Here is a 25928-nt window from a genome sequence, read left to right as displayed (position 1 = left end):
ATAATAAAGCCGCTGAATCATTTGATTCAGCGGCTTTATTATTTATAATCGGCTTTGATATTAATCCTCGAGGTAGCCAAATTTACCTTCATTATAATCGTTGATGGCTAATTTTATCTCTGCCTGGTTATTCATTAAGAACGGACCATATTGTGCAACGGGTTCGTTAATAGGTTCACCGCTCAAGACTAAAATAATACTGTTTTCAGAAGCTTTAACGTGGATTTCTTCTCCATCATTTTTGAAATAGACAAACTGATTTCCAATTGCTTTTTCTCCATTGATGACAACGCTGCCTTCAACAATCAATATCCCGCTATTAAAACCGGCAGGAAAATTAAATACAGCTTCACCATCGGCATTTAAGCGTGCATTATATACATTTAAAAGCGTAAATGTACTTGCTGTACCTTTAGACCCATTATATTCGCCTGCAATGATTTCTATTACCCCTGCATTTTCAGGCAGTACATATTTTTCAATAGTATCATTTTGAATAGCCTGATATTTAGGCTTACTCATTTTATCTTTTGCCGGCAGGTTTACCCATAATTGCACCATCTGAAACAGGCCGCCCTGCTGGCTAAATTCCTTTTCAAAATACTCTTTATGCAGAATACCACTTGCAGCAGTCATCCACTGAACGTCACCGGCATAAATTATCCCGCTGTTCCCGGAACTATCGTGATGCGCAATAGCTCCATGATAAGCAATGGTTACTGTTTCAAAACCACGGTGCGGATGTACACCAACACCGCGTAATTGATTAGTTGGCAACAGCTCTGTTTTGTCATTAAAATCGAGCAAAAAGAAGGGGCTCATTTTAATCTGGTAACCTCCTGGGAAAAAATTACTTACTTTAAAGCCATCCCCCACCATATGCGGTGACGGTGCATCTAAAACAGCCGAAACGGATTTTACATTGGTTCCCATAAAAATTTTATAATTAATGTTGCTTATTAAGCTTGTTTTGCAAATTGCAATTCACCTAATACGCGAACTTCTTCACCTAACATTACACCACCAGTTTCCAGTGCTGCATTGTAAGTAAGGCCAAAATCAGTTCTGTTTATTTTTCCTTTGATTGTAAAACCTGCTTTAGTATTACCCCATGGATCTTGTGCGGTACCACCAAATTCAACATCAAGTGTTACTGGTTTAGTTACGTCTTTAATAGTCAGGTTTCCTGCTAATTTGTAATCATCACCATCTTTAGTGAATGAAGTAGATACAAATGAAACTGATGGAAATTCAGCAGCATTAAAGAAATCACCGCTTTTCAAGTGACCGTCTCTGTCTTTATTACCCGTATCGATAGAATCTACGCCTGCTTTAAATGAAACAGTTGAATTTTCGAAGTCATCGTTATCAGTCGCTAATTCTGCAGAAAATTCATTGAAGCTACCTGTTACAGTAGAGATCATTAAATGTTTTACTTTGAATTGAAGTTCACTGTGTGTTGGATCTAATACCCATTTAGTAGTTGCCATAATCTTTGTTTTTAATATTGGTTTTTTAGTATAACACAAAATTAAAGCTATTGTTAGGCGTGGGTGTTGATGTATGATAAGAAATGTTAAACTTTAAAATGTTTGTGTGCCAGGTCTTTACGTACGCGGCTTAAGGACTCTGGAGTAATGCCCAGATAAGAGGCAATCATCCATTGTGGAACCCTCAGTGTAAGGTTTGGGTATAATTTGATAAAATCAAGGTATCTTTCCTCAGCGGTAGCACTTAATAACATATTGATCCTTCTTTGCATAAAGCGGATCGAGTTGTTAAGCATCGTATAATTCAGGTCAGCGAAACAAGGGATATTTTTTGCGGCATCGTCGAAATAGTTTTTCGGAATCTGCAATACCGTAGTTCGTTCTACAGCATCAATATAGAAATCAGAAGGTTCGTTGAAAAGACTGTTCCTTTCAGACATCCACCAGTTCTCGGGAGCGAACTGAATGATATTAACCTTTGCTTTACTGTCTACAGAATAACAGCGGATTAATCCTTCGGTTACAAAATAACCCTTGGAATTGATATCTCCAGGAGCAACAAGCACCTGGTTTTTCTCAAAAACTTTAACTTTAATATCTCTTGAAATCAGTTCAAACTGCTCATCAGTTACTGTAATTCTTTTCTGTAAGTACTCTTTAAGCTGTTCGAACATATTGATATAGATGAAAACTATTTATTCTTAGTTTCAATATTAGAGAAATCTACACCACATTTGCAATTAGATCCGCATCCGCCACTTTTTGGGGATACAGCACGATAAATGAGCCGTCCGATATAAAACAGGGCAGCAACAAATAAAAGGCCTACTAAAATAGCTTGAATATCCATAATACAATTATAATTAATTCATTTTCTCATGGAGTCTGTTAATTGTCAATTTCTTGTGCCATCAGGCCTACGGTGCCTCCAACCCAATCAAAATCAGCATTATAGCGTACTCCGATCATTTTTCCCCTGCTTAACCGTGCCAGGTTAATACATAATTGCGGTTCTTCACCGTCAGGCCAGATATATAAAAGCCTGATCTCTGCTTTTACATAGCCATCCGGCGATTTTACAACGGGCTCGTAATTTACTTTTCGCTGTAATATCCAGTTTTCGGGATCAGCTATCTCTTCGATATCCGTTTGAGTCACATCTATAATTACACCCATTCCTGCAAATGAAAACAAAGGTTTAAGTACGTAATTCTCCAGATCAGCAGGAATTGATGCTATGGTATTCAGAAACCGGGTTTCTGGTACAAATTCATTCTTCAGAAATGGCATCGTATACTTACTGATTCTGTAGAACCAGTTAGGATGTGTTATCCATTCGACATCGACAGGTTCACGGGGGTCAAAACTGATCTTGAATAAGTCTTGCTGTGTGCTGACCTCGTCGAAAATCAAGCGGTTATAAATCCTTCTTAACCGTATTTTCTTTCCCTGTTCCTTGTAAAATAGCTGGCCATTTTCTTTGAAAATATCTGTCAGGCTTAGAATCCGGATACCCAGATGTTTTGCTGTCACAAAAAAATCAATCGCAGTTTTTTGATTTGGGGCATCAATATCCATTAATGCAACCTCTTCGGGGGCATATGGCCCCAGGATTACCTTTTTTAATAAAGCGATATACTCCTGCTGATCTATGCCATTAAAAAACGGACTGAAATCTGCCAGGTTATTCAGCTCAAATACTTCTTTATAGGTGTCGGCCAGATGAAGCTGGAAACCGAAAAGTGAAGGAAATCCCTGCATTTCTATGAGTCTTGGTACCAGCCGTCCCTTTTCATCTTTGGATATACCAAAGTCAAAAGCTAGAAAATGAGGATGGTCATTTTCATTAGGAACAGTCCATTCTTTAGGAATGGACTGTTCTGTAAGCGTTTTGAAATCAGGTTGTTTGATTAATTTGATGATCTCTTCACCCGCTTCGATCAGTTGATTCTTTAAATCTTCAGGAATAAAGATTGGTGTTTCAGCGAATCTTATCGATACTGGCGGATAGTCTTTGCCCAGCATCTGTAAAAAACTCACATACTTATCTCTTGTAAAATTCCGGTTAAAATATTCCCTGTAAGTATGGATCATATCAGGCTTCTTTTAGCGATTGAATAGCTTCAGTTAAAAAATTAGGAAGGATTGATTGCTGGGTCAGCAGGATTCTTTCCGGATGATCCAGGCTTTCCAGCATGTCAAGATACTTTTCCTCTCCATGGTCCTCAATAATTTTATTTTTCTTTTCCTCTTCCAAAAGATAGAGTCTCATGCCCTCAGGGTCTGCTTCGGGATGGAATTGTGTACCTACAAACTCTTTCGAAAAACGAATTGACATAATACAGCGTTCCAGGTCAACATGAGGACGTTCTTTTTCAAGTGCCAGAATCTCTGCTCCGGTTTCGCTGAAAGTTTCATCCTCCGCATCTACCACCTGCCAGTCTCTGCTATCAATTGCATAAAAAGGGTTATTCAGGCCGGCATAAATGATATCATTTTCACCCTGCTCAGTTAGCGTTACCGGGAAAATTCCAAAGGCATTGGATTTCCTTTCAGTCACCATGCCCAGGCCATATTTACGGCAGGCCATCTGGAATGAATGGCAGATCAGGAAGACGTATTTTTTAAGATCGTGTGTTTGATTATAAGCTTCAAGGTTATCCAGAAGATCAAAAAATGAGTTTTCCCAGGCCTGGCCTTCCCCTTCATAAGGGCTGCCGGGACCTCCGCTTGAAATATAAATATCATATTCAGTTCCTGGTATTTCATTCTTTACCCGCAGATCAAATACTTTACAGGACAAATCCAGCGCATGTTCTTTTTTGTAAGTAGCCACAATATCAAGAATACCTCTCAGTCCCTGATTAGGCACCCCTTTATTCATGTCTATTACGGCAACCTTTATTTCTTTTATTTGTCCTGTCATGCGTGTGCCCCAATTAAGGTTTGTGAAGTAATATAATCCACAACCGATTCAAAACTGCCGGTTTGTGAGTAAACAGCCAGCTGACGGTCTGCTCCGGTACCATTTTCCAGAATCTTGTGGATATAATTCAGATCCTCTCTGCATCCTAATTCATCCACTACATCATCCACAAAATCTAGTAATTCAAGGACAAGGTTACGGCAGTTAATTTCCATCTCCTTACCAAAATCAATCAGGTTCCCGTCGATACCATAACGTGCTGCCCGCCATTTATTTTCATTGATCAGTGCCCTTGAATAATTGATAAAACTCATATTCTGCAATCGAAGTTTATATAATTTAGCGCAAAGAGCCTGGAACAAGGCTACAAAAGCCATAGTTTCATCAATCAGCATCGGGCAATCACAAATTCTGAACTCGATGGTTTCAAAGAAAGGATGGACACGGATATCCCACCAGATTTTTTTTGCATTATCAATGCTATTGGTCTTAATCAATAATTTAACGTAATTATCATAGTCTTCTATACTATTGAATACGTCCGGAATACCGGTTCTTGGAAACTTATCAAAGATTTTAGTTCTATAGGATTTATAACCTGTATTTCTTCCTTCCCAAAAAGGAGAGTTGGTCGATAAAGCGAAAACGTGCGGTAAAAAATAGCGCACCTGGTTAGCAATATGAATAGCCAGCTCGCGCGATTGGAAACCTACATGCACATGCAGTCCAAAAATCAGGTTAGAACGTGCAGCTTCCTGCAGTTCATTTACGATCTCACTATATCTTGGATGTTCAGTAATCAACTGTTTTTCCCAGTGAGAAAAAGGGTGGGTTCCTGAAGCGCCAATGCGTAAGCCCTGTTCACCGGCTAATGTTGAAACCGTATGGCGCAGTTGCGAGATTTCTTTCCTGGCCTGTTCCGTATTTTTACAAATACCAGTACCTACTTCCACAACGGCCTGGTGCATCTCTGCTTTTACCTGGTCTTTATGGATTTTCTGCGCAGCCTCCACTATCTTTTGATCATGTGAAGTCAGTTCACGGGTAACCGGGTCAATGACCATGTACTCTTCTTCTACACCGAGCGTAAATTCATTCATCATCTTGAAACCTCCTTATCGAGTTTATTTTTTCTTTGCAGCAGTTTTACCAGCTGCTGCGGGTTTTGCCTTTTTATCGGGTGTTGTATTTTTAGCAGCTGTTTTAGGTTTTGCAGTCGTGTCAGTTTTGGCTTGAACAGTTTTAGGCTGAGCTGTTTTAGCTTTAACCTCAACTGTTTTTGCCGGCGTACCTTTGGCTGATAATGGTTTTCCGGCAATTGCCGATTTTACATATTCGCCCCAGGTTAAATTGTCCTGTCCGTTGATCTGTGCTTTTGCCCTTTCTATTGCATATTTAGCTGAGGTATCGACTACCCAGTCAAAATTTTCCTGTCCTACACTGGATACCTCAGCATCGGGTGCGGGGTTGCAAAAGTCAATTGCATAGGGAATACCATCACGAACAGCAAATTCTACCGTATTAAAATCATAACCTAAATACTGGTTCAGTTTAATGACATAGTCATGTATCGTTTGAAGCAGCTCTTCACTGGAGACTTTTTGATCCACAGCATATCTCAAATGGAAGGGGTTGCGGGGTTCGTATTGCATAATGCGTACATATTTTCCACCTATACAATAACATCTGAAATACTCATCAAACTCGATTTCTTCCTGCAGCATCATCACATGCTGATGTGTCTGGCTATGTTTATCAAAAAACTCCTCTTTAGTATTCAATTTATAAACCTCTTTCCAGCCACCCCCGTCAAAAGGTTTCATGTAGGCCGGGAAGCCCGTATATTCAAAAATATGCTCCCAGTCAAAAGGGAAAGCCAGATTGCTGAAAGAATTTTCTGTCGTATCATCAGGCCTTGCATGAGAAGGGATCAGGGCCGTTTTAGGTACTGGTATTCCCAGTTTAACAGCCAGTGCATTATTAAAAAACTTCTCATCAGCGCTCCACCAGAAAGGGTTGTTAATCACCGCAGTTCCAGTAATTGCTGCGTTTTTCAGCGCTGCCCTGTAGAATGGTACATCCTGAGAAATGCGGTCAATAATTACCGCATAATCCAATGGTTCTGCCTGGTATATTTTACTGATATTTACGTATTCTGCTTTGAAGTCTTTTCCTCCTAATTCATTTACACGTTTCACGAAGGCTTCAGGAAATGAACGCTCCTGTCCGAATAAAATGCCTATTTTCTTCATAGAATTTTTTTTTAATTAGAGGTGATGAAGCTGATATGATTTATATTTTTGATAAGTATTCTGGAAATTGCTGGCGCCATACCGGCCAGTCATGGTCTGCACCGGGCCTGATATCCAGCCAGTGCGCTATGTTTTTTTGATAAAGGATACCAGATAGCCTCTCATTAAATGATCTGCAAATATCTCTGTCACCAGTACCTAGTATAATGGATATTTTCCATAAATCCGGGTCCTGATCTCCGGGCAGGAAATCGACAGGGTTATTATAGTAAATATCATTGTTATAAAAGCCGTCCGCTTGCGGGCTGATATCAAAAGTACCGCTCATGCTAAAAAGATGACTGACCAGTGCAGGATGTTTGAAAGCGAAATTTGCGGCATGATAACCGCCAAAGCTGCAGCCGGCAGTTACCACTTTTTCGTATCCTGTTTCATGGGTTGCCAGAGGAAAAAGCTCTTCAACCAGCATTTTATCATACCAGTTGTGATTTTTCGCCCGGTCCGCAGGAGCTATGGATTTATTATACCAGCTCAGTGCATCAATGCTGTCGGGGCAGTATATTTTAACTTTTCCATCCTCAATCAGGTGTTGTACTGAGGTGATCAGACCAAAGTCTTTGGTTTCATAATAACGCCCCTTACTGGTAGGGAAAAGAAATACAGGGTGTCCGCTGTGCCCGTAAATCAGAAGTTCTATCTCGCCGCTTAAATTAGGACTGTACCATTTTTTATATTCTTCTTTCACGGATTCCCCTTTTATGTATTGAATATAGCTAAACCCCACTAGACCGCAAAAGGTTTTGCCGATTTATTCTTATGGAAGAACAATTAATTAAAACTGTATAGGATTCGGTTTGAAAAGATCAACCGGATACCCTTAAATATAGTTCGCTGTCAAAAAATAACTCATATTATTACAGAGATTGTTAAATTTGCAGGGAATTTGTGAGAAAGGGAATTCGTTCGAATTATGTATAGTACCGTGTCAATACCTGGGGTAAGCCCTGTCAGCCTTCAATTAGAATCCGTTCATTTACAGCGGGTAGTGGAAATAGATATTTTTTATCCTTCAGGATTGTTGGGTAATGAAAAGCTGAATCTGTTGCTGTTAAACGACGGACAGGATGCTGCCGGATTAAATCTGAAAGAGACACTGGATAATCTATATGAAGACCAGAAAATTGAACCAGTTGTTGTTGTAGCAATTAAAGCATCGGCAGACCGGCTTTTAGAATATGGGGTTGCTGGTGTCCCCGATTTTGCAGGAAGAGGCAGCAGGGCTGATAACTATGCTAAATTCATCACTTTAGAGCTGATGCCTTTTATTGAAAAAGAAAGTGGAATGCCATTTCTGGGTAAACGTGCATTTGCCGGATGTTCTTTGGGAGGGCTGACTGCTTTTGATATCGTTTGGAAAAATAATAGCTTTTTCGATACTATAGGGGTCTTTTCAGGTTCTTTCTGGTGGAGAAAAAAGGACCTGAAAGATGGTTATACAGATGAAGACAGGATTATGCATCAGGTGGTCAGAGAGACGCAGGGGCAGCCAGCTCTCAAATTCTGGTTAATGACAGGAACGGAAGATGAAACGGCCGACCGTAACCGCAATTTTATCATTGACTCTATTGATGATACTATTGATCTGATTAAAGAGCTTACCAAAAAGGGATATAAAAGACAGGATGATATCTTTTACTATGAAATGGTAGGGGGTAAACATAATGTCGCTACCTGGTCTAAAGCACTGCCTGCATTTTTATGCTGGGCTTTTGCCAGAAAAACGTTTTTATAGCACATCACTCAACATTTGTATCTGATCGGAGGGATGTATAAATATGCCTTTCTGGTCATTCAGTGACTGGGCCAGCATCACTTTTGCTACAGACTCTACTTTGATACTTCTGTATTTTTTCCAGGAGCCCATCAGTAAGGGATTAATCAGCTGCATTAAGCTGTTCAAAACACTTTCACCAAAGCGTTTTTGGGTTCTTTTGCCGTCCAGTAAAGAGGGGCGGTAAATATGGATACTTTTAAAAGGGACAGTTTTCAGTTCACTTTCTACTTCTCCTTTAGTTCTGTTGTAAAAAAAAGAAGAGTTTTTATCTGCGCCCATTGCAGATACCAGGTGATAACTTTGTGCGCCATTGGTATAAGCCATCCAGGCGATGTCTAAAGGGTACTGATAATCTATTTTTAAATATTCTTTCTGATCGGGAGTCTGGCTTTTTGTGGTTCCCAGGCAGCAAAAAACAGCATCTCCTTTAAGGTCTGCCGAATAGTCACTGAGACGGTTAAAATCTATAACCAGTTGTTTTAATTTAGGATGTTCAATGTCTGATTTCCTGCGGACCAGGATCAGGACCTCTTTATAATTACTGTCATTTAATAAATCCTGCAGTAAGCACCGGCCTATCGCGCCGCTTGCACCAACTAGTATCGCCTTCATATCCGTCATCGTCATAAACTGTCCCGCTTTAGCTATTTTTGATTAATATTTAAATATCAGTTTTCTGCGTGAAAATACGTGTTATCAATTTCTTTCTTTGCGGATTAAACACATTTGTTACATAATCATCCTTTCGTCAGATGAAAAGAATTTTGGTCTTTCAGCGGCTTATAATACAAAATATATTGACATAGTCCTAGGTAATAGGCTGATATATCAATTATTTACGTTATCTTTGCGCCAAAATTTAGGCGCATTTTATGCAAAAAATAAGAAACATAGCTATTATAGCACACGTTGACCACGGTAAAACTACATTGGTTGATAAGATTTTACACACTTGTTCTATTTTTCGTGACAACGAGCAAACAGGTGACTTAATACTTGACAATAACGACCTGGAAAGAGAACGTGGTATTACGATCGTTTCCAAAAACGTTTCAGTAATGTATAAAGATATTAAAATTAATATCATTGATACACCTGGTCACGCCGATTTCGGTGGTGAAGTTGAACGTGTATTAAAAATGGCTGATGGTGTATTGTTGTTATGCGATGCGTTTGAAGGTGCAATGCCTCAAACTCGTTTCGTAACTCAAAAAGCTTTGGCTTTAGGTTTGAAACCTATTGTTGTTGTAAATAAAGTAGACAAAGAAAACTGTCGTCCTGAAGAGGTTTATGAGCAGATTTTTGAATTGTTCTTTAACCTTGAAGCTACAGAAGATCAGTTGGATTTCCCTGTAATCTACGGTTCATCCAAACAAGGATGGATGAGTACTGATTATACTAAACCAACTACAGATATTTTCCCGTTATTAGATGCAGTTGTTGCTAACATTCCTGCACCAAAATTAATCGAGGGAACTCTTCAAATGCAGATCACTTCGTTAGATTATTCATCTTTCGTAGGCCGTATCGCAGTTGGACGTATCCACCGTGGAACAATTAAAGAAAACCAGCCGGTTACTTTAATCAAACGCGATGGTAAAATGGTAAAATCAAGAGTAAAAGAATTATACACTTTCGAAGGATTAGGTAAAATTCGTACTACTCAGGTAAGTTCAGGTGATATCTGCGCAGTTGTAGGTATTGATGGATTTGATATTGGTGATACTATTGCTGATTTTGATGCTCCTGAGCAATTACCAGTTATCAAAATTGATGAGCCGACTATGAACATGCTGTTCACAATCAACAACTCACCATTCTTTGGTAAGGAAGGTAAATTTGTTACATCTCAACGTATCAAAGAACGTTTGTACAAAGAGATGGAGAAAAATCTTGCCTTGAAAGTTGTTGAAACTGAATCTCCTGATGCTTATTTAGTATACGGAAGAGGTATTCTGCATTTATCAGTATTGATCGAGACTATGCGTCGCGAAGGATACGAAATTCAGGTAGGACAGCCACAGGTTATTATCAAAGAAATTGATGGTAAGAAATGTGAGCCGGTTGAAACTTTAATCGTAGATGTTCCTGGTGAAGTTGCTGGTAAAGTAATTGAACTGGTTACTCAGCGTAAAGGTGAGTTACTGATTATGGAACCAAAAGGAGATTTACAGCATTTAGAGTTTGAAATCCCTGCACGTGGTATCATTGGATTAAGAAATAACGTATTAACTGCTACAGGTGGTGAAGCGATTATGGCTCACCGTTTCAAAGCTTACGAGCCTTGGAAAGGTACTATTCCTGGAAGATTGAATGGTGTATTGGTTTCTATGGAAAAAGGAAGCACAACAGCTTATTCAATTGATAAATTACAGGATCGTGGTCGTTTCTTCGTTGATCCGGGTGTTGATGTTTATGAAGGTCAGATTATGGGTGAGCACATCCGTGATAACGACTTAGTAGTTAACATTGTTAAAGGAAAAGCTTTAACTAACATGCGTGCATCAGGTACAGATGATAGTAACCGTATTGCTCCGGCAATTAAGTTCTCTCTGGAAGAGGCAATGGAATATATCCAGGCTGATGAGTACATCGAGATCACTCCGTTAAGTATGCGTTTACGTAAAATCTACTTAACTGAAGGTGAACGTAAAATAAAAGGTAAAAATTTCTAATACCTTATAAATTTGATAAAGGGGTGCCCAAAAGGCACCCCTTTTTTATTTTAATGGGCTGAAAGATCAAAAGGAATGACTACCTTAAAACTAACGTTTCGTCCCATATTAAAAATACCGGGTTGTATACCTGCTGGTACATTCGGGTTATCAAAATACTTTAGCCTGCTCACATTGGACTGATAGTTTACATTGGTCAGGTTTCTGCCTTCAATGAAAATCTGTACAATAGTCTGACCAGTTTTATTAACCAGGCTTCCGCCTATTCCTGCGCTCAGCAGGTTATAGCCAGCTGTATAGGTTTCTGTACCATAAGCCCCAAAGAAATGATCCTGTGCGCTAAAATGATCAAAGCCTGCAAAAGCGTAACAATTTCTGATACTACCCCCAAATGCTTTATTAAAATTCCCTCTCAGTTCACTGTGTGTATGCAATGGCGGAATAAAAGGCAGATATTTCAGGCTATCTGGTACCGGGCCGCCATTTCCCAGGTTCTTGCCGTAAGTTAGTGTGAGTGAATTCTCGAAGTGCAGCCATGGCAGGGGATGGATATCCAGGCTGAATTCCCCGCCATTGATCCTTGCTTTACTTTGTACATAGGTAAAAGTGTTGTAGCCCTGGGTCACCACAGGAGAACCATCCGTATTTAATTCCTGCTCCTGGAATATATAGTTCTGAATGTTATTGTTAAACAGGTCTAAACTTGCTGTAACATGCGGTAAATTCAGCACAGCACCGATATCTTCCTGAACACTGAATTCTGGTTTGAAATTATTATTTCCGATATGATAGATCTGAGAACCCGGATCAGGCCCGTTGGCAGAAAGCTCAGCTATACTTGGCGCTCTGAACCCTCTTGCGATATTTGCCTTCATCAGGAATTCATCAGAAAAGTTATAAGTACCGCCCAGACTTCCTGAAAGGCCCGAAAATGTCTTCTTCAGGGCACTGAACTGTGAAACTACATTCGGAGCAGAAGTTGGGTCCGTACCATTATAAATTGCCGGATAAAAGGCTTTCGTGGTATCAATATAAGCAGCCTGTCCATTAAACGAGCGGCTGTCATATCTTATACCTGCCGAAAGGTCTAATTTGCCATAGCTCTTTTTGACGATGACAAAAGGGCCAATGTCAAATTGATGATAGGCTGGTATTGGGAAAGCGGTACTTTCGCCCAGCGTATTTTTTTGATACATACCATTTAATCCTACCGATGTTTCAAAACCATTTCCCAGGTTGTAATTATATTTTACATCGTAAGTATAGGTAGTCAGGTTAAGGTTCAAACCAGGGATACTGGTCTGGGTCGGGTGCGTATACTCTCTTCTGTGACTAAACTGGTACCCTAAATTAACGACAAGGTTTCCATTGCCCAAAATGAAATTGCTATTGCTATAGATCCGGTATAGCTGTACATGCTGGTGTAAAGGTGATATCGCATAAGAATCCAGTTCCGAAGGCGAAACTATACGTCTGAAGGCGTCATCGTCTGTTATCTGTTTGGTAAACTGACGGGTTGCCGGATCACGGCTTCCATCAGGTATTTCCTGCAAATCATCAAAAATTGAAGCGTTGACATGTGTATATCCCCACGATTTATTCAGGCCTACCATTACCCTTGCATCTTTTTCCTGATAGCCGGTATTGTAGACCCTGCCATCATGCTGATTCTGGTAATCCTTAGCTTGTTTCGCTGAAAGAACGGTACCCCAAACCAGTCCGTTCTGGTTCCCATACAGCTTAAATGATCCATTGACCAGTCCCTGGTTTGTACCATATGTTCCTTGCAGTGACCCCAGGATTTTGCCGTCAGGCACTGCTGGGGCAGTAATCAGGTTAACCACACCACCTATGGCGTCAGAGCCGTACGATAAGCTGGCCGGACCTTTAATAACCTCTATCCGGTCAATAGAATTCTGATCTACTTCTATACCATGTTCATCACCCCATTGTTGTCCTTCCTGGCGGATACCATCCTGTAAGGTTACGACCCGGTTATAGCCCAGTCCATGAATAAAAGGTTTAGAAACATTGGGGCCAGTGGTCAGCGCGCTGATCCCGGGTAAATTGGCTATCGCATCAATGATGTTTCCCGATGCTGCACGCTGATCTAAATAAACTTTACCTACTGCTAAAATCGGAATAGGGCTCTTTTTTAATTCAGTTGCCCTGCTTACACCTGTAATGACAACTTCGCCTGCTTCGATCGTGGCGGTCTTCATGCTAATATTCAGACTGTTAGTTTTTGAAAGGTCAACTGTGCGTACCACTGTCGAGTAACCTATAATACTGAATTGTACCAGGTAAGCACCTTTGGGCATATGTTTCAATACGTATTTACCATTGGCGTCTGTTACAGTCCCGATCTTTAGATCTGGAATAGTGATGGTCACTCCGGGAATCGGTTTGTTGTCTGCCTGGTCAGTTACAGCGCCTGTCAGAGAGCTTGTTAAAGAACTTACAGGAATATTTCCCGCAAAGGCTGAATGGTTGAAAAAAGAGAAAATCAAGAGCATGAGAAGCCCTGTACATAATATTTTATGTTTCATAAATTTTATACAAATGGGGTATATATATATCAAAAGGCCAGCTATAAAATATAGTGGCAGACCCGGAACGGGTTTTAAAATCAGGAAGAAACTAAAGGAGGGGAGAGCCCATCGGAATGGGCCAGGTAAGTACCCTTATAATGCTGAAGAATGTCCTGCCAGTAAAAGACAGCACTGTCCAGAATAAAAGTGGAGTTGGCATGTTCAATTGCAATAACAGAATGAACGGCGAGGTCACAAATCGAACACCTGGCCTGTGCCGTATTCGCAGGTCTTGGTTTTTGTGTATGGTGAAAGGCTGTGGCGCTATTGTCCTGATGCGTATGGCCGTAAATAATCAGCTGGCCTGTAAAAAGGCATAGCAGAAAAAAGAAAGAAAGTATGCTATGACTGATACGGCTTTTCATGAGTACATGATATATGTCATCCTATTATGGATCAAAAATAAGTATAATATATTATAAATGCAACACTGTTACTTTTTATGTGTCAATCAATAAGATCTTTATCTTATCCACAGGTGCTCCGGATTTTTTTTTGGAGGGATTGCCTTTTCCTGTCACAGATGCAGGTTGTTGATATAGATAAAAACTATAGTTATCTAATTATGAAATAGCTATTGGGGTATTTTTGCAAAGTTTCTTAGTTTTGTGTCTCAATAAAATTAGCTCATGGAATCATTAAAAGGAAAAAGTGCACTGATTACAGGTGCTGGTAAAGGAATTGGTCGTGCTTTGGCGATTGCTCTTGCGCAAGAAGGAGTAAATGTAGGGCTGATTGCAAGAACGGAATCTGATTTGCAGCAGGTAGCTGAAGAGCTCAAAACTTTTAATGTTCAGGTTGCGGTTGCTATGGCAGATGTCTCTTCTATCGATTCAGTAAATACTGCTGTTGCAAAGGTAAAATCTGATTTGGGTGCTATAGACATCTTAATTAACAATGCGGGGATCAGCTCTTTTGGTTCATTCCTGGAATTAGAGCCAGCCAGATGGGAAGAAATTGTAAAAGTCAACCTATTTGGTGTTTATTATGTAACCCGTGCCGTTTTGCCGGAAATGATTGAAAGACAGACAGGTGATATTGTGAATATCTCTTCTACAGCTGGCCAGCGCGGCGCTGCGGTAACGAGTGCTTATAGTGCTTCTAAGTTTGGTTTAATTGGTCTTTCAGAATCATTAATGCAGGAAGTCCGTAAACACAATATCAGGGTAACTACTTTGACCCCCAGTACTGTCGCAACAGATATGGCAAAAGACCTGAAGCTTACTGATGGTAATCCCGATAAAGTTATGCAGGCCGAAGATCTTGCTGAACTGGTAGTTAGTCAATTGAAATTAAACAGAAGAGTTTTTGTAAAAGAAGCAGGGCTCTGGTCTACAAACCCATAATATGCAACGGATTCTATACTGGCTTGCGGCCGTAATTTTATTAATTGTTCTCCTTTTTGCTGTCCTGTTTACCTGGCGCCCCGAACTGGTGCGGGTTTTACGTTATCAGTCTCCGGATGCCAATACCTATAAAATATTTCCGCAAGCCATCATCCAGCCTTCGGACAGTGCTTTTCATTTTGTAAAAGCTGCGGTAAACAGAGATGATCTGGATACGGTGAAAGTACTGAACTGGAAAAATGAATCCGTTCCCTTTACAACCTTTCTTAAAGATGGGCAGGCAAACCTTTTTATGGTGATCAGGAATGATACGATCATTTATCAGAAGTTTGCTCCCGGTTATAGCGACACTACGCTGACCACACTCTTCTCTGTAGCGAAAACTATGGTCTCCATAATGGTTGGTGAGGCCATAAAAGAAGGAAAAATTAAAAGCCTGGATGATCAGCTGATCAGCTATGTCCCAGAATTAAAGGTGAACCCGGCATTTGATCAGATCACTTTAAGGAATTTACTGGATATGAAATCCGGTCTTGAATTTAAAGATGTTTACGGAGGCATTATAGCTGCTTTCTTATCAGATGAAGCCAAATATTATTATACAGAAGATATCAAAAAAGAATTAATCAAAGTAAAGGCTGTTAATCCTCCGGGGACCGTCTGGAAGTATAAAAGTATCGATGCTTTTCTGCTGACCTGGGCATTGGAGAATGCGACCGGGAAAAAGGCGGCGACCTACTTTCAGGATAAAATCTGGAAAAAGATTGGTACAGCTTATCCGGCAAGTTTCGGGCTGGACCATGTGAATGGATTGGCAAATACGGCAAGCAGATTTCAGTCAACGGCAATAGATTTGGCTAAGCTGGGACGTTTATACCTGAATAAAGGTCAGTATAACGGAGACCAGGTGATTTCACAAGACTGGGTGACCCGGTCTGTGAACATGGGTAAAGATACTCCGGCCAACTCCAAAGGCTGGCAGCAATCGGCGCAGCATTATTTGTGGTGGGTGCCTCAGCAGGGTATAAACGGAGATTATGCGGCAGAAGGAATGAGAGGGCAAAGGTTATACATTGATCCTTTAACCCATACCATCATTGTTCAATTCTCGGGTAAAGGGGCAGGGGGATATCCTTTCAGAAAGATAAGCCGGTATTTGTCAGGCTTACCTTTCACTTATCCGAAGAATCCGCCATTAGAACCGGCGATAAGTCAATAAAATATAAAGGCAGTTAGTCATTCGTTTTTTTATGTTTCACATAGTACTGCGTCAGATTGATGGCGATCCAGAAGTGGTTAACCAGGTTTGGAATAAATCCGTAGTACTTATTAAATATGCGGAAGCGTTCCTTTAAACTCGCAAAATGTTTTTGTTTAGAAATCCCCCCAACCAGGTATTTGGCTACATAACTATGCGTATTTACGATACTTGAAGCTTTTTTTGCTGCCTTAATAATCCAGTCAATATCTGAACTGTATTTATATTGCAAATCGTAAGGTTCTGCTAAGCTGCGTTTCACATAAATCGCCTGATGGCTAATACTCATGCCGTGTTTAAAACTGCGCCAGCTAAAACATTCGGGGGCGCGGTGTCTTCTTTGTCCTAAACTTTGCCATGCATCATTAAACATTTCCGTCTCTCCATAATAAATATCAGCTCCGGGAGCTGTATCGAATATCTCCGTAACTGTTTCGGGTGCATAAATCTCATCTCCCGAATTCATAAAAAGAATATAATCGCCGGTGGCAACTTTTAATCCTTTATTCATGGCATCATAAATCCCCTTATCCTTTTCCGAGATAAACTGGGCGAGCCTGGATTTGTATTTATAGATAATATCTTTAGTCCCATCATTTGAGGCTCCGTCAATAATAATATATTCAATATTCGGGTACGTCTGATTTAATACCGAAAGCATGGTGCGCTCAATATCCCTTACATTATTATATACGATGGTAATGACACTAAGTTTTGGCTGTAACATGAAAAGAAAAATATAATTGATTAACGGGGATGTAAATTGATCATGGATTGGTATAAACTAATATGTTTATCAGCAATTACCTCTTCCGAGAAATGAGTAAGTATAGTTAAGCGGGCTTCCTTCTGAATGTCCGAAGCATTTTCTTCATGGTATAGCCATTCCATTCCGGTGGCCAGATCTTCTGAGGATTCATAATCGGCTAGATAGCCATTCACTAAATGCTCCACCATATCCGGAATCCCACCTGTTTTAAAGGCCACTACAGGAGTTCCACAAGCCAGGCTCTCCATAACCGTGTTCGGAAGATTATCTTCCAGAGAAGCTGTAATAAAGGCATCGGCGGCAGAATAACATTTAGCCAGATGTGCATCATTATCTATTTTGCCGAGGAATGTCGTTTTAAAAGGAAAAATAGGCATATCTGTATTTTCTTTATTTCCGAAAATCAGCAATTCTATATTCTCCTTAACAATGCCTGGTCTGTTTGCCAGATCATTCATGGCATCAATCAGGTAAGCTGTTCCTTTATGCTTATCATTTGCAGAAGGCATAAAACCACTCATCAGCACAAACTTCTCAGGAGCTATATTTAATAACCTTTTGGCTTCGGTTTTCAGATAAGGCTTAAAGACCTTCGTTTCAATTGTGTTAGGGATTACTGTAACTTCTCTTGCGCCCATCAAACTGCTGAACTTAACAGATTTCGCCATCCAGTTGCTTGGTGCCACGATATGAAAACCCAGATTGGCGTATCCTTTCTTCTTGCTTAACCAGTTGCGGTGAGAAATATCGTTCTTCCCGCTCATTTTCAGTAGTGGACAGAACCCGCATTGTTTATGAAAATTCTCGCAGGAATAGCGTACGTGGCAGCCTCCTGTAAAAGCGTTACTGTCATGGAAAGTCCATACAATCGGCTTATCCAGTTCTTCAAGTTCGGCGAGATCTTTTGGTCTTAAAAAACCGTGATTAATCCAGTGAATATGGATAAGATCGGCTTCCTTCAAAGCTTTGCTGGAAATCACAGAACGTCCAAACCACTGCAAAGAAAAAGGGGTTTTAAGTGCTTTAGTTAAGCCTTTCGCTAAATATCTTTCAGAAAGAATATTAAAAATGGCTTTTCCCTTTTGGAAAGGTGTGCGGCTGAATGCATCTGCTTTCTGGCTTTCCTTAAACTGATAATAAACCATAACACGGGATTCAATGCCGCTTGTTTGCAGTGCATCACTTAACCTGAGGCAGGCCCTTCCGGCGCCTCCGTTTCCTTCGTATGTATTTAAATGGATTATTTTCAATCGTGTAAATTTGTTTTTTCCTGCTGTATAAGTTTCTAATGGTTCTCAAGAGCAAGTTTGGTTTCAAGGGTATTGAGGTTATCGTGTGCTACCTGATTTTGTTCTGTATTTTACTGCACATAATGCTTTCAACAGATCAAAATTACATATAATTGTTCTCCTTATTAGAGCCTGTAAATAATTTTATCATATTTTTACAGCACCCAAAATAAGCAATTGAGACATATTTTTCTTTCATAACGTCACATCCATAAACTCTAGTGCCTGAATTTGACGTTAATTAACAAAAGATCAAAACAATAAAACAACAACAAAAGCAAATACAACATGGATAACCTTTTAACAGACAGACAATTTTGGGTAAATTATTGGGAAAGCAAAACAGGATTGTCCGTCAATATCCCTGCAAACTATTTGTTTCATCGAGAGCTCGCTGCTATAGCCAGCACCCAGAAAGTAAAAACTGCTATTGAGCTTGGGGGCTTCCCTGGCTATTACGCTGTATTCCTAAAAAAATACCTGAAACTTGATGTAACCCTTTTGGATTACTTTGTTCATCAGCCTGTAACCAACGACCTGCTCAAAGCCAATAACCTTAATCAGAGCGATATCCACATCATCGAAACCGATCTCTTCAACCATAAAGAGACCCAAAAATACGACCTCGTCCTATCCTGTGGCCTGATCGAGCACTTCAATGACACCGCCGACATCATTCAGCGTCACATTGACTTTGTAAAACCCGGAGGAACCCTTTTCATTACCCTTCCCAACTTCAAAGCTGTCAACGGATGGTTCCAAAAGAACTTTGACCGGGACAACTACGACAAACACAACATCAACTGCATGGACCCCGAATTTCTTGCTTCCATCTGTAAAAATGCGGGCCTCGAAGTAATTCAATCCAAATACTTCGGACATTTCAGCTTGTGGTTAGAAAACGAAAAACAAAGATCAGCCGGAGTAAAACTCCTGAAAAAGACAATATGGTTAACCGGGAAAGTATTCACGAAAATATTCCCTTTCAATTCGCGTCAGCTGTCTCCATACATCATCCTCGAGGCTAGAAAACAAAAATAAGCTGTAGTAATAAGTGATAGTACTAAGCAGAAGTAATAAGTAATAAGCAGTAGTAATAAGTAATAGTAATAAGCTATATCAGATAAAGTAACAAATAACTCAATTATCCTCCTAACCAACACCACTCAAATATCTTAAATTACGTCTGCTTTGCAGCCCTAAAACGGGCGTCATACCGGTATGAAAAAAATAAAAAACCTATACTACTTTCCGACTATTGTTGACCTCAGTCAACGCGAGTCGGAAAGTAGTATAGGTTTTTATTTTTCCCTTAGAAGCCCCCCTTTTTTTTACCTGAAAAGCCTCATCTCTTTCAGATATCTCTTTACTCTTTCTACGAAACTCCCCTTCCTCGTACTTAAAAACCCTTTAATCGCTTCATAGGCTTCCTTATCTTCTGCAATCACTTTCGGAAAAACCTTTATCGGTTTCGGGTTAATAATCACATTATAAATATCATTAATCCCGGAATGCACTCCAGTACCATCATGTCCGATATTATTCACCAGAGACTGGCTTGGGTTCAGTGTCAGTCCGCCTTTTAAAAATATCGAGGCGTACCATCTGATTGCCCATGAATTATTCTTTCCTTTCTTAAAATCCTTCATTTGTTTCCAGAAATTCATCTGGTGGTCAATAGAAAAACCGGCACGTTTCTTCGCATCAAAACCCTTCATCAACTTATCAATATCAGGTTCAAAATGATCCCAGGCTCTTTCCCACGTTGCCCATCCCCAGCTTGTTGCTGCTCTGTAGAAAAAAGATTCAGGCAGTTTATTTTCCTTCAGGTGATACATATAAGCACCAATGTGCATCACCTTTTCTTCCTTGCGGTAGCGGTTTAGTGCGTCATTGAAATAAGTCAATGTATAAGGTGAGCTGACCAGGTCGTCCTCAAAAACTATAACCTGCTTATAATCCCTGACCAATCTGGTTACTCCGGCAATGACAGACTCTGCAAGGCCCATATTTTCCTTTCTTTCAATAATTTCAACAGATTTAAAGCCATCGGCATGTTTCAGCAACGCTCTTACTTCCATTACATTTTCTTCTTCTTCCGGTGTTTTGGCACCATCAGAGAAAATGAATAACCGGGTTTCGGCTGCCAGTTCATTCTGTTTTAAAAACTTAAGCGTACGTTCAGTATGCTTAGGTCTGTTATAAACGAATAAGGCGATAGGAGCGAAGATTTGCATAAATTAAAATATTTGAAGAGTCTGACTTGATTTCTTGGTTAAAACGGTATAAGCATTTCCATATTGTTCCTGCTTTTTTGTGCCTAATAGATTTCCAAAGAACTTTTTAATATTGTATTCCAGTTCTATTCTAAAAACCCGGGCAAAAGTTTTCGGTTCTTTATTATTGACAAAATGATTGAATTTAATTGTTGCTGTAGGTGTCATAGAAACCTTGTCCTTAACAATTTCGAGGCCTTCACTTTGTAAAAGGAAGCGTACTGCGGTGGGCGTATACATATTGATATGGCCATAATCCAGAAAATGCTTCATCCGTTTATCTACGCCAAAACGATAATCCAATGGAACTTCGATCACTAAATTTTTAGCTACACGTTTCAGTTCCCTGATTAAAATACGTTCATGTTCCACATGTTCAAGCACATGTGCTAAAATAACAAGGTCAAACTCATTGTCAGCATAAGGGATCTGGTAGCCATCAAAGCTCTGCACTTCTTTCAGGCGGTTCAAATTGCGGCTCTTAATCAAAGAAACGCCGGTATCTGCAATTTCCAGTGCATAAAGCTCCTTGCCAAAGTTCCATTCATTTAAAAAATGAAGAATACTACCGTCACCGGCACCAACTTCCAGCACTTTATCGGGGTGGATGCTTTTGCAGACATCCATAATATTCGTTGCTTTGGCTTCTGCTCCGAGCATGCGCCAGGTGGTATCCGTTTGTGTATAAAAATTATCGTAGGCTGATTTTACTTCATCGCTTAACATAGCAAAAGGTCTTTTATAGGTGTAAATAAGATGTGATGTATAAAAAATTGAGGCAGGCTATGCATGCGGTAAATTTTTCTGACGTTTAAACACTTTTTGAAATACAGTAAACAAAAATAATGATTTTAGCATCACTATACCTTGCTGTCTGGTTTTGGAAATAAATAAAAGATAAAATGCGCTGACCACACAAGCGATTAATGTAGCAATTGATGCACCTATACCGCCATATTTGGGGATCAGCCAGAAGTTCAGCAGGATATTGACGATTGCGCCCATAGCTGTGCGCTGAAAAGAAATCATTGTATAACCCTCTGCCAGTAAATATTGTGAACTGGCGCTGCCCAGGAATACAAACACCCCGGACCAGATATGAATAGCTAACATTGGCCCTGCACCATCATATTTTCCACCATAGAGCAGTTGAATAATAAACGGAGCAGTGAAAGTAATGAATACTGCTACAGGCACACTGATAAATACCAGTAAATCATACAAATTTCTCAATCTTTTTGTATAGCGGTCCAGATCAGTTTTCCGGGCATTAATTAAAGCAGGGAATACAGAAGTGACAATGGCTACAGGAATAAAATACCAGGCTTCACTAAGTTTGGCTGCGGCACTATAGATCCCTACTTCGACACTGCCCACACTTTTTAACATTACCTGATCAATCTTCATATAGATAGAAACCATCACCGCAGACAGGATCAGCGGGAAAGACTGTTTTAATAAATTGCGTGCTCTTTTAAAATCAAAAGTCCAGGTAAACAGGCTAAAACCTCTGTGATGATACATGTAAACCAATCCGGCCGAAAGTGCAAGACTGTCAAAGGTAATTGAAGCAGCAAAATAAATCAGTGGCATTTTAAAAACAACCAGCAGAATTTTAACACCGGCAGATAAGATGACGCAGACATTCTGAACTTTTACTACATATTTAGAGGCTACCTGCGATTGAAAATAAGAATCAATCACATTAAAAGATTTAAAAAACGAGGCGAAAGATAAGATCAGGATAATCCAGGTTAGCGGATCTCCCGGTTTTTCGGCATAATTGTGAAAAAACAAATAAATACCTACCGTCAGAGGGATCAGCAGTGCATTCACGCCTAGTCTCATCAATAAAGCAGTACCCAGGATTTCGTCCTTTTTGTGTGGTTCATTGAGAATTTCCCGGATGATAAAAGTATCCAGGCCTAAAGCGCCGACAGCGGCAATGATCAGTGTAAAAGCATCAGCAAAACTGAGTTCTCCAAAAGAAGAGGCCATGAGATATCTTGCAATAACCAGATTGGTTACCATGCTCAGGATCTTTCCAAACATCAGCCAGCCCGTATTTTTAAAATACTTGTTAAATGCTTCTTCGTCAAAACCTTTTAAACCGGGTAATTTCATTCGCGCAAAGATGTGAAATTAAAAACTCTTCTCAATTCGCTTTAGTTGTTTCAGGTGATGTTTCAGATGTATTTCCATAAAACGTAACCATTGGTCTGCATTTAAATAGCCCAAACGGGGGTGTAATGTTTTTATCGAAGGATCAGCCAGGTGGAGCTGTGAATAAACAATATGCAGTTGTTCAAGAAACTTTTCTATGAGATCAGCAGCTGCATCTTTTGTGATTTTCTTTTCTCTACCTACCAATGCTTTGGGTACTTTGTATCTTGCATTAGGGGGAAAACTTCCAAAAAACAGAATCACTTTGACAATAAATGCTGTGGGTTTCACCTTGCCTTCGCCTTTAATACAGTTTTCAACTTCCTTTAAGGTCAGGATACTGATGTCAAAAATATGTGAATAGACTTCACTGTATGACCATCCGCCAATAGGGGGGGTGAGCTGAAACTGCTCTTCAGGAATTTCCTGTAATGTTTTACTATAGGCTGCTGAAATGCTTTTCAGAGAAGAAAATACAGAAGAATTACGCATAAGGTCAGGTCGGGGTTTAGCAGCTGTTCAAATTCACGATTTAAACAGCTGTCTGGTTAAAACAGCAAATTGCTAAAAATGTTGCATCAATTCTTCCAGATGTAAAATCTGCCACTCCACATCATCAGGTTTCGCAATATTCAGTGGATTAAAAAAGATCGCTTTGATACCGAAATCCTGCGCACCGCGGATATCAGCTTCCAGGCTATCGCCAATCATAATACTTTCCTCTTTATGCGCGCCGGCTTTCTGCAGTGCATATTCAAAAATTGCTTTGTCAGGTTTGTTTACACCTACATCTTCCGAAATAATTACATTCGAAAAATAAGGGTTTAATTTGCAGGTTTCCATTTTGGTCAGCGTCGTTTCCTTAAAGCCGTTGGAAATAATATGGAGCGTATATTTTTGCTGTAGATAAGCCAGTACCTTTTCTGAACCTTCAAAAAGATTTCTTTTTCTAGGGCTCTGGTTGACATAATCTGCTTCAAAATTCTGCGGTAATAATTTTGGTGCAACCCCCAACTGAATAAAAGTCCTGCTGAACCTTTCAGTTCTCAGCGTCTCTTTGGTAATTTTTCCCAAATGATATTCGGCCCAGAGTGCGTGGTTATTTTCTGTATAAACATCAATAAATTGATCACATGCAGGCAGGCCCAGCAGGTTCAATTCATATTGATGGTATAATTCAGTTAGCGTTTCTCTTGCATTTTTATCAAAATCCCAGATCGTATGATCCAGATCAAAAAAGATATGTTTTATCATTTGATACTTAGATTTTGGTTCCGTAAGCAAGATCCCCTGCGTCACCTAATCCGGGTACGATATATGATTTAACGGTCATTTCATCATCAATTGCCCCTAACCATAATTTGGCATTCGGTAAATTTGCACGTACATGTTTTACACCTTCTGCACTTGCAATGGCAGCGACAATATGTAACTCTTTGATTTTGTATTTCGCCATTAATTCTTTGCAGCATAAAACCATGCTTAAGCCAGTAGCCAGCATCGGATCAACCATAATTAATACCCTGTCTGTTAAATCAGGAGAAGAGATATAATCCACATGAATTTCTATCGTTCCTGCGGGATTTGACTTTCTGTAAGCAGTCACAAAAGCTGCATCGGCACGGTCAAAAATATTCAGCATCCCTTGTTGCATAGGTAAACCTGCGCGAAGGATCGTAGCCAGTACAGGCTGACTTTCTAAAGCTTTAGTTTTTGCAATACCCAGTGGTGTTTGTGTTTCTGAATCATTATAAGTCAGATTTCTGCTGATTTCCCAGGCAAAAAACTCACCGAGTCTTTCCAGGTTTTTACGGAAACGCATCGTATCCTTCTGTATATTTTCATCACGTAATTCTGCCATGAAAATATTTGCAATAGAATTTGTTTTACTCAGGTCAAATATCATTCTGCAAAGATAAAAAATTGCTTAACAATTGTGTGTAAAGTCTTCTTCCGACTTTACCCTTGCCAAACTCTGGCAATGATTCTTTATGCCATAAAATATAAAAATGCCCATTAAGTAATTTTACATTTTCTATTAATCTGCCCCAGTTATAAAGGGTTTCATCAATGTTGAAAGTTCTGTGTTTTAACAAAATGGAATCATTTATTGCGATGGGATAAATTTGCAGGTGTGTTGTTTTTTCCAGCTGCAGGTCGTACCAGAAAAAAGGGACAGAGGTGCCCGCCCTAAAGCCAATTGTTGTGGGATAACCCATTCTGTAATCTTTCATTACTCCGCTTTTCAGCAATTGGAGATAGCTTTTGGGAAATGTGATCTGCCGGTCGCAAACCAGGTCAATTTCGGCAGAAGGTTTAAAAAAGTAAACCGGGTTTAACCTGTATTTTTTATGTTCAGTATTGAGAAATAAGGACAAACCGCTGCCTTTGGTCTGCTCAGCAGACTTTTTACCAGAAACAAAAGGGATATTCCTTAAAAAGTTAATGGCATGTTTAAATATATTAAATGAGCTCATTCCCGGAGCATCATACATACAGATTAAAGGCGTGAATTCGAATTTCTGCTGTCCGAAATGCATTTTTGGATAACGTTTCAAAAGTATGTTTTTCAGTAGCAGTGCCCAGCCGTCTATCACCGGAAATTCAAGAAGTTTAAGTTTGAACTGTAAGCTTGCTTCGGGGGGATAATTTCCTTCCGCATCGGGGTCAAAAGGTAAATATTCTTCATACCGGCTGACAAAATAAAATGCAGCAGCAAAAACATCAAAGGGTAAACTGCTGTTATCAACTGCAAAAGGGACAATCATGTCTCCGAATGTGGTGGTCTTAATATTTGGCGGGGAAATTGTATGTTCAAGAAGTAAATCAGAATTTTTAAAAAAGGGTTCATCAGCTATGGGCTGATCAGAATAAGTAATCTTTGGTAATTTTGAAGCTTTAAATTCTTGCACGTTAGAACTAAACCCTGCTTGTGTTTTGAGGATATCGGTGAAAATGAAGCTGAAAACATACTTAATCCTTGGCGTAAGTATGGGGACGTAAACCAGTAGTTTCATGATGCCAATAAATTTAGGATATAATCACGACAATCCAATACA

The 25928-nt window shown here is 39.7% G+C and carries 26 protein-coding genes; 5 read left to right on the top strand and 21 right to left on the bottom strand.

From position 1 onward, the window contains the following. Nucleotides 1-60: 60 nt before the first annotated feature. The 9 genes from HDE68_RS12745 to HDE68_RS12705 all read right to left on the bottom strand — a co-directional run bounded on the left by HDE68_RS12745 (nt 61) and on the right by HDE68_RS12705 (nt 7413). Complete coding sequence (locus tag HDE68_RS12745) at nt 61-933, bottom strand: pirin family protein (RefSeq protein WP_183882470.1); 873 nt, start codon at nt 931-933, stop codon at nt 61-63. 26 nt (nt 934-959) lie between these two features. Further along, entirely contained in the window at nt 960-1490 is a 531-nt protein-coding gene (locus tag HDE68_RS12740) for a YceI family protein (RefSeq protein ID WP_183882468.1), read from the bottom strand. Nucleotides 1491-1576: 86 nt separating this feature from the next. Beyond that, nucleotides 1577-2164 carry a Crp/Fnr family transcriptional regulator gene (locus tag HDE68_RS12735; RefSeq protein WP_183882466.1) on the bottom strand — a complete coding sequence of 196 codons (588 nt, stop codon included), beginning with the start codon at nt 2162-2164 and terminating at the stop codon, nt 1577-1579. A 17-nt stretch (nt 2165-2181) separates the two neighbouring features. Then, entirely contained in the window at nt 2182-2340 is a 159-nt protein-coding gene (locus tag HDE68_RS12730) for a FeoB-associated Cys-rich membrane protein (protein WP_183882464.1), read from the bottom strand. Nucleotides 2341-2378: 38 nt separating this feature from the next. Continuing rightward, nucleotides 2379-3584 carry a hypothetical protein gene (locus HDE68_RS12725; RefSeq protein WP_183882462.1) on the bottom strand — a complete coding sequence of 402 codons (1206 nt, stop codon included), beginning with the start codon at nt 3582-3584 and terminating at the stop codon, nt 2379-2381. A 1-nt stretch (nt 3585) separates the two neighbouring features. Beyond that, nucleotides 3586-4416: a type 1 glutamine amidotransferase gene (locus HDE68_RS12720; RefSeq protein WP_183882460.1), complete on the bottom strand. Its 831-nt coding sequence runs from the start codon at nt 4414-4416 to the stop codon at nt 3586-3588. Continuing rightward, nucleotides 4413-5519, bottom strand: a complete 1107-nt coding sequence (locus tag HDE68_RS12715; protein ID WP_183882458.1) for a carboxylate-amine ligase — start codon at nt 5517-5519, stop codon at nt 4413-4415. The genes HDE68_RS12720 and HDE68_RS12715 overlap by 4 nt, the downstream gene beginning before the upstream one ends. Nucleotides 5520-5540: 21 nt before the next feature. Further along, entirely contained in the window at nt 5541-6668 is a 1128-nt protein-coding gene (locus tag HDE68_RS12710) for a RimK family alpha-L-glutamate ligase (RefSeq protein ID WP_183882456.1), read from the bottom strand. A gap of 40 nt (nt 6669-6708) precedes the next feature. Beyond that, a complete protein-coding gene (locus HDE68_RS12705; RefSeq protein WP_183882454.1) occupies nt 6709-7413 on the bottom strand; it encodes an esterase family protein in 705 nt (234 codons plus the stop codon). Between the two features lie 225 nt (nt 7414-7638). Between HDE68_RS12705 and HDE68_RS12700 the strand changes: the two genes are divergently transcribed. Then, nucleotides 7639-8460 carry an alpha/beta hydrolase gene (locus HDE68_RS12700; RefSeq protein ID WP_183882452.1) on the top strand — a complete coding sequence of 274 codons (822 nt, stop codon included), beginning with the start codon at nt 7639-7641 and terminating at the stop codon, nt 8458-8460. Here the strand turns inward: HDE68_RS12700 and HDE68_RS12695 are convergent. Further along, a complete protein-coding gene (locus HDE68_RS12695) occupies nt 8455-9114 on the bottom strand; it encodes an NAD(P)H-binding protein (protein ID WP_183882450.1) in 660 nt (219 codons plus the stop codon). The genes HDE68_RS12700 and HDE68_RS12695 overlap by 6 nt on opposite strands. Nucleotides 9115-9374: 260 nt before the next feature. Here HDE68_RS12695 and typA point away from each other — a divergent pair, with 260 nt between their 5' ends. After that, nucleotides 9375-11177: a translational GTPase TypA gene (typA, locus tag HDE68_RS12690; RefSeq protein ID WP_183882448.1), complete on the top strand. Its 1803-nt coding sequence runs from the start codon at nt 9375-9377 to the stop codon at nt 11175-11177. Nucleotides 11178-11227: 50 nt separating this feature from the next. Here the strand turns inward: typA and HDE68_RS12685 are convergent, their stop codons facing one another. Next, nucleotides 11228-13726, bottom strand: coding sequence for a TonB-dependent receptor (locus tag HDE68_RS12685; protein WP_183882445.1), 2499 nt, complete (start codon nt 13724-13726; stop codon nt 11228-11230). Between the two features lie 80 nt (nt 13727-13806). Continuing rightward, nucleotides 13807-14133: a hypothetical protein gene (locus HDE68_RS12680; RefSeq protein WP_183882443.1), complete on the bottom strand. Its 327-nt coding sequence runs from the start codon at nt 14131-14133 to the stop codon at nt 13807-13809. 264 nt (nt 14134-14397) lie between these two features. Here HDE68_RS12680 and HDE68_RS12675 point away from each other — a divergent pair, with 264 nt between their 5' ends. Together HDE68_RS12675 and HDE68_RS12670 are read left to right on the top strand one after the other, a co-directional pair. Next, on the top strand, nt 14398-15114 hold the full coding sequence (locus tag HDE68_RS12675) for a 3-ketoacyl-ACP reductase (RefSeq protein WP_183882442.1): 717 nt from the start codon (nt 14398-14400) through the stop codon (nt 15112-15114). A 1-nt stretch (nt 15115) separates the two neighbouring features. Then, on the top strand, nt 15116-16333 hold the full coding sequence (locus HDE68_RS12670) for a serine hydrolase domain-containing protein (RefSeq protein WP_183882440.1): 1218 nt from the start codon (nt 15116-15118) through the stop codon (nt 16331-16333). 13 nt (nt 16334-16346) lie between these two features. On the opposite strand, the gene HDE68_RS12665 is transcribed toward HDE68_RS12670, so the two are convergent. Further along, entirely contained in the window at nt 16347-17099 is a 753-nt protein-coding gene (locus HDE68_RS12665; RefSeq protein WP_183882438.1) for a glycosyltransferase family 2 protein, read from the bottom strand. 20 nt (nt 17100-17119) lie between these two features. Continuing rightward, nucleotides 17120-18391, bottom strand: coding sequence for a glycosyltransferase (locus HDE68_RS12660; protein WP_183882436.1), 1272 nt, complete (start codon nt 18389-18391; stop codon nt 17120-17122). A 327-nt stretch (nt 18392-18718) separates the two neighbouring features. Here HDE68_RS12660 and HDE68_RS12655 point away from each other — a divergent pair, with 327 nt between their 5' ends. Further along, a complete protein-coding gene (locus HDE68_RS12655) occupies nt 18719-19471 on the top strand; it encodes a class I SAM-dependent methyltransferase (RefSeq protein WP_183882425.1) in 753 nt (250 codons plus the stop codon). Nucleotides 19472-19761: 290 nt separating this feature from the next. Here HDE68_RS12655 and HDE68_RS12650 read toward each other — a convergent pair whose 3' ends face one another. The 7 genes from HDE68_RS12650 to HDE68_RS12620 all read right to left on the bottom strand — a co-directional run bounded on the left by HDE68_RS12650 (nt 19762) and on the right by HDE68_RS12620 (nt 25886). Further along, nucleotides 19762-20667 carry a glycosyltransferase gene (locus HDE68_RS12650; RefSeq protein WP_183882422.1) on the bottom strand — a complete coding sequence of 302 codons (906 nt, stop codon included), beginning with the start codon at nt 20665-20667 and terminating at the stop codon, nt 19762-19764. A 3-nt stretch (nt 20668-20670) separates the two neighbouring features. Continuing rightward, on the bottom strand, nt 20671-21432 hold the full coding sequence (locus HDE68_RS12645) for a class I SAM-dependent methyltransferase (protein WP_183882420.1): 762 nt from the start codon (nt 21430-21432) through the stop codon (nt 20671-20673). A gap of 57 nt (nt 21433-21489) precedes the next feature. Next, nucleotides 21490-22830, bottom strand: coding sequence for a flippase (locus HDE68_RS12640; RefSeq protein WP_183882418.1), 1341 nt, complete (start codon nt 22828-22830; stop codon nt 21490-21492). 18 nt (nt 22831-22848) lie between these two features. Continuing rightward, the gene (locus HDE68_RS12635; protein ID WP_183882416.1) at nt 22849-23361 is read right to left on the bottom strand and encodes a DinB family protein; all 513 of its coding nucleotides are present in this window, start codon (nt 23359-23361) and stop codon (nt 22849-22851) included. 72 nt (nt 23362-23433) lie between these two features. Continuing rightward, nucleotides 23434-24123, bottom strand: coding sequence for a YjjG family noncanonical pyrimidine nucleotidase (locus HDE68_RS12630; protein WP_183882414.1), 690 nt, complete (start codon nt 24121-24123; stop codon nt 23434-23436). A 7-nt stretch (nt 24124-24130) separates the two neighbouring features. Continuing rightward, nucleotides 24131-24775 (bottom strand): uracil phosphoribosyltransferase, encoded by a 645-nt coding sequence (gene upp / locus HDE68_RS12625; RefSeq protein WP_183882412.1) that lies wholly within the window; start codon nt 24773-24775, stop codon nt 24131-24133. Further along, a complete protein-coding gene (locus tag HDE68_RS12620) occupies nt 24765-25886 on the bottom strand; it encodes a DUF7033 domain-containing protein (RefSeq protein WP_183882410.1) in 1122 nt (373 codons plus the stop codon). The genes upp and HDE68_RS12620 overlap by 11 nt, the downstream gene beginning before the upstream one ends. Between the last annotated feature and the right edge of the window lie 42 nt (nt 25887-25928).

Source organism: Pedobacter cryoconitis (genome assembly GCF_014200605.1).
Taxonomy (GTDB): domain Bacteria; phylum Bacteroidota; class Bacteroidia; order Sphingobacteriales; family Sphingobacteriaceae; genus Pedobacter; species Pedobacter cryoconitis_B.
The sequence above is the reverse complement of the archived record's forward strand: the minus strand, read 5'-3'. Positions and strand labels throughout refer to the sequence as shown.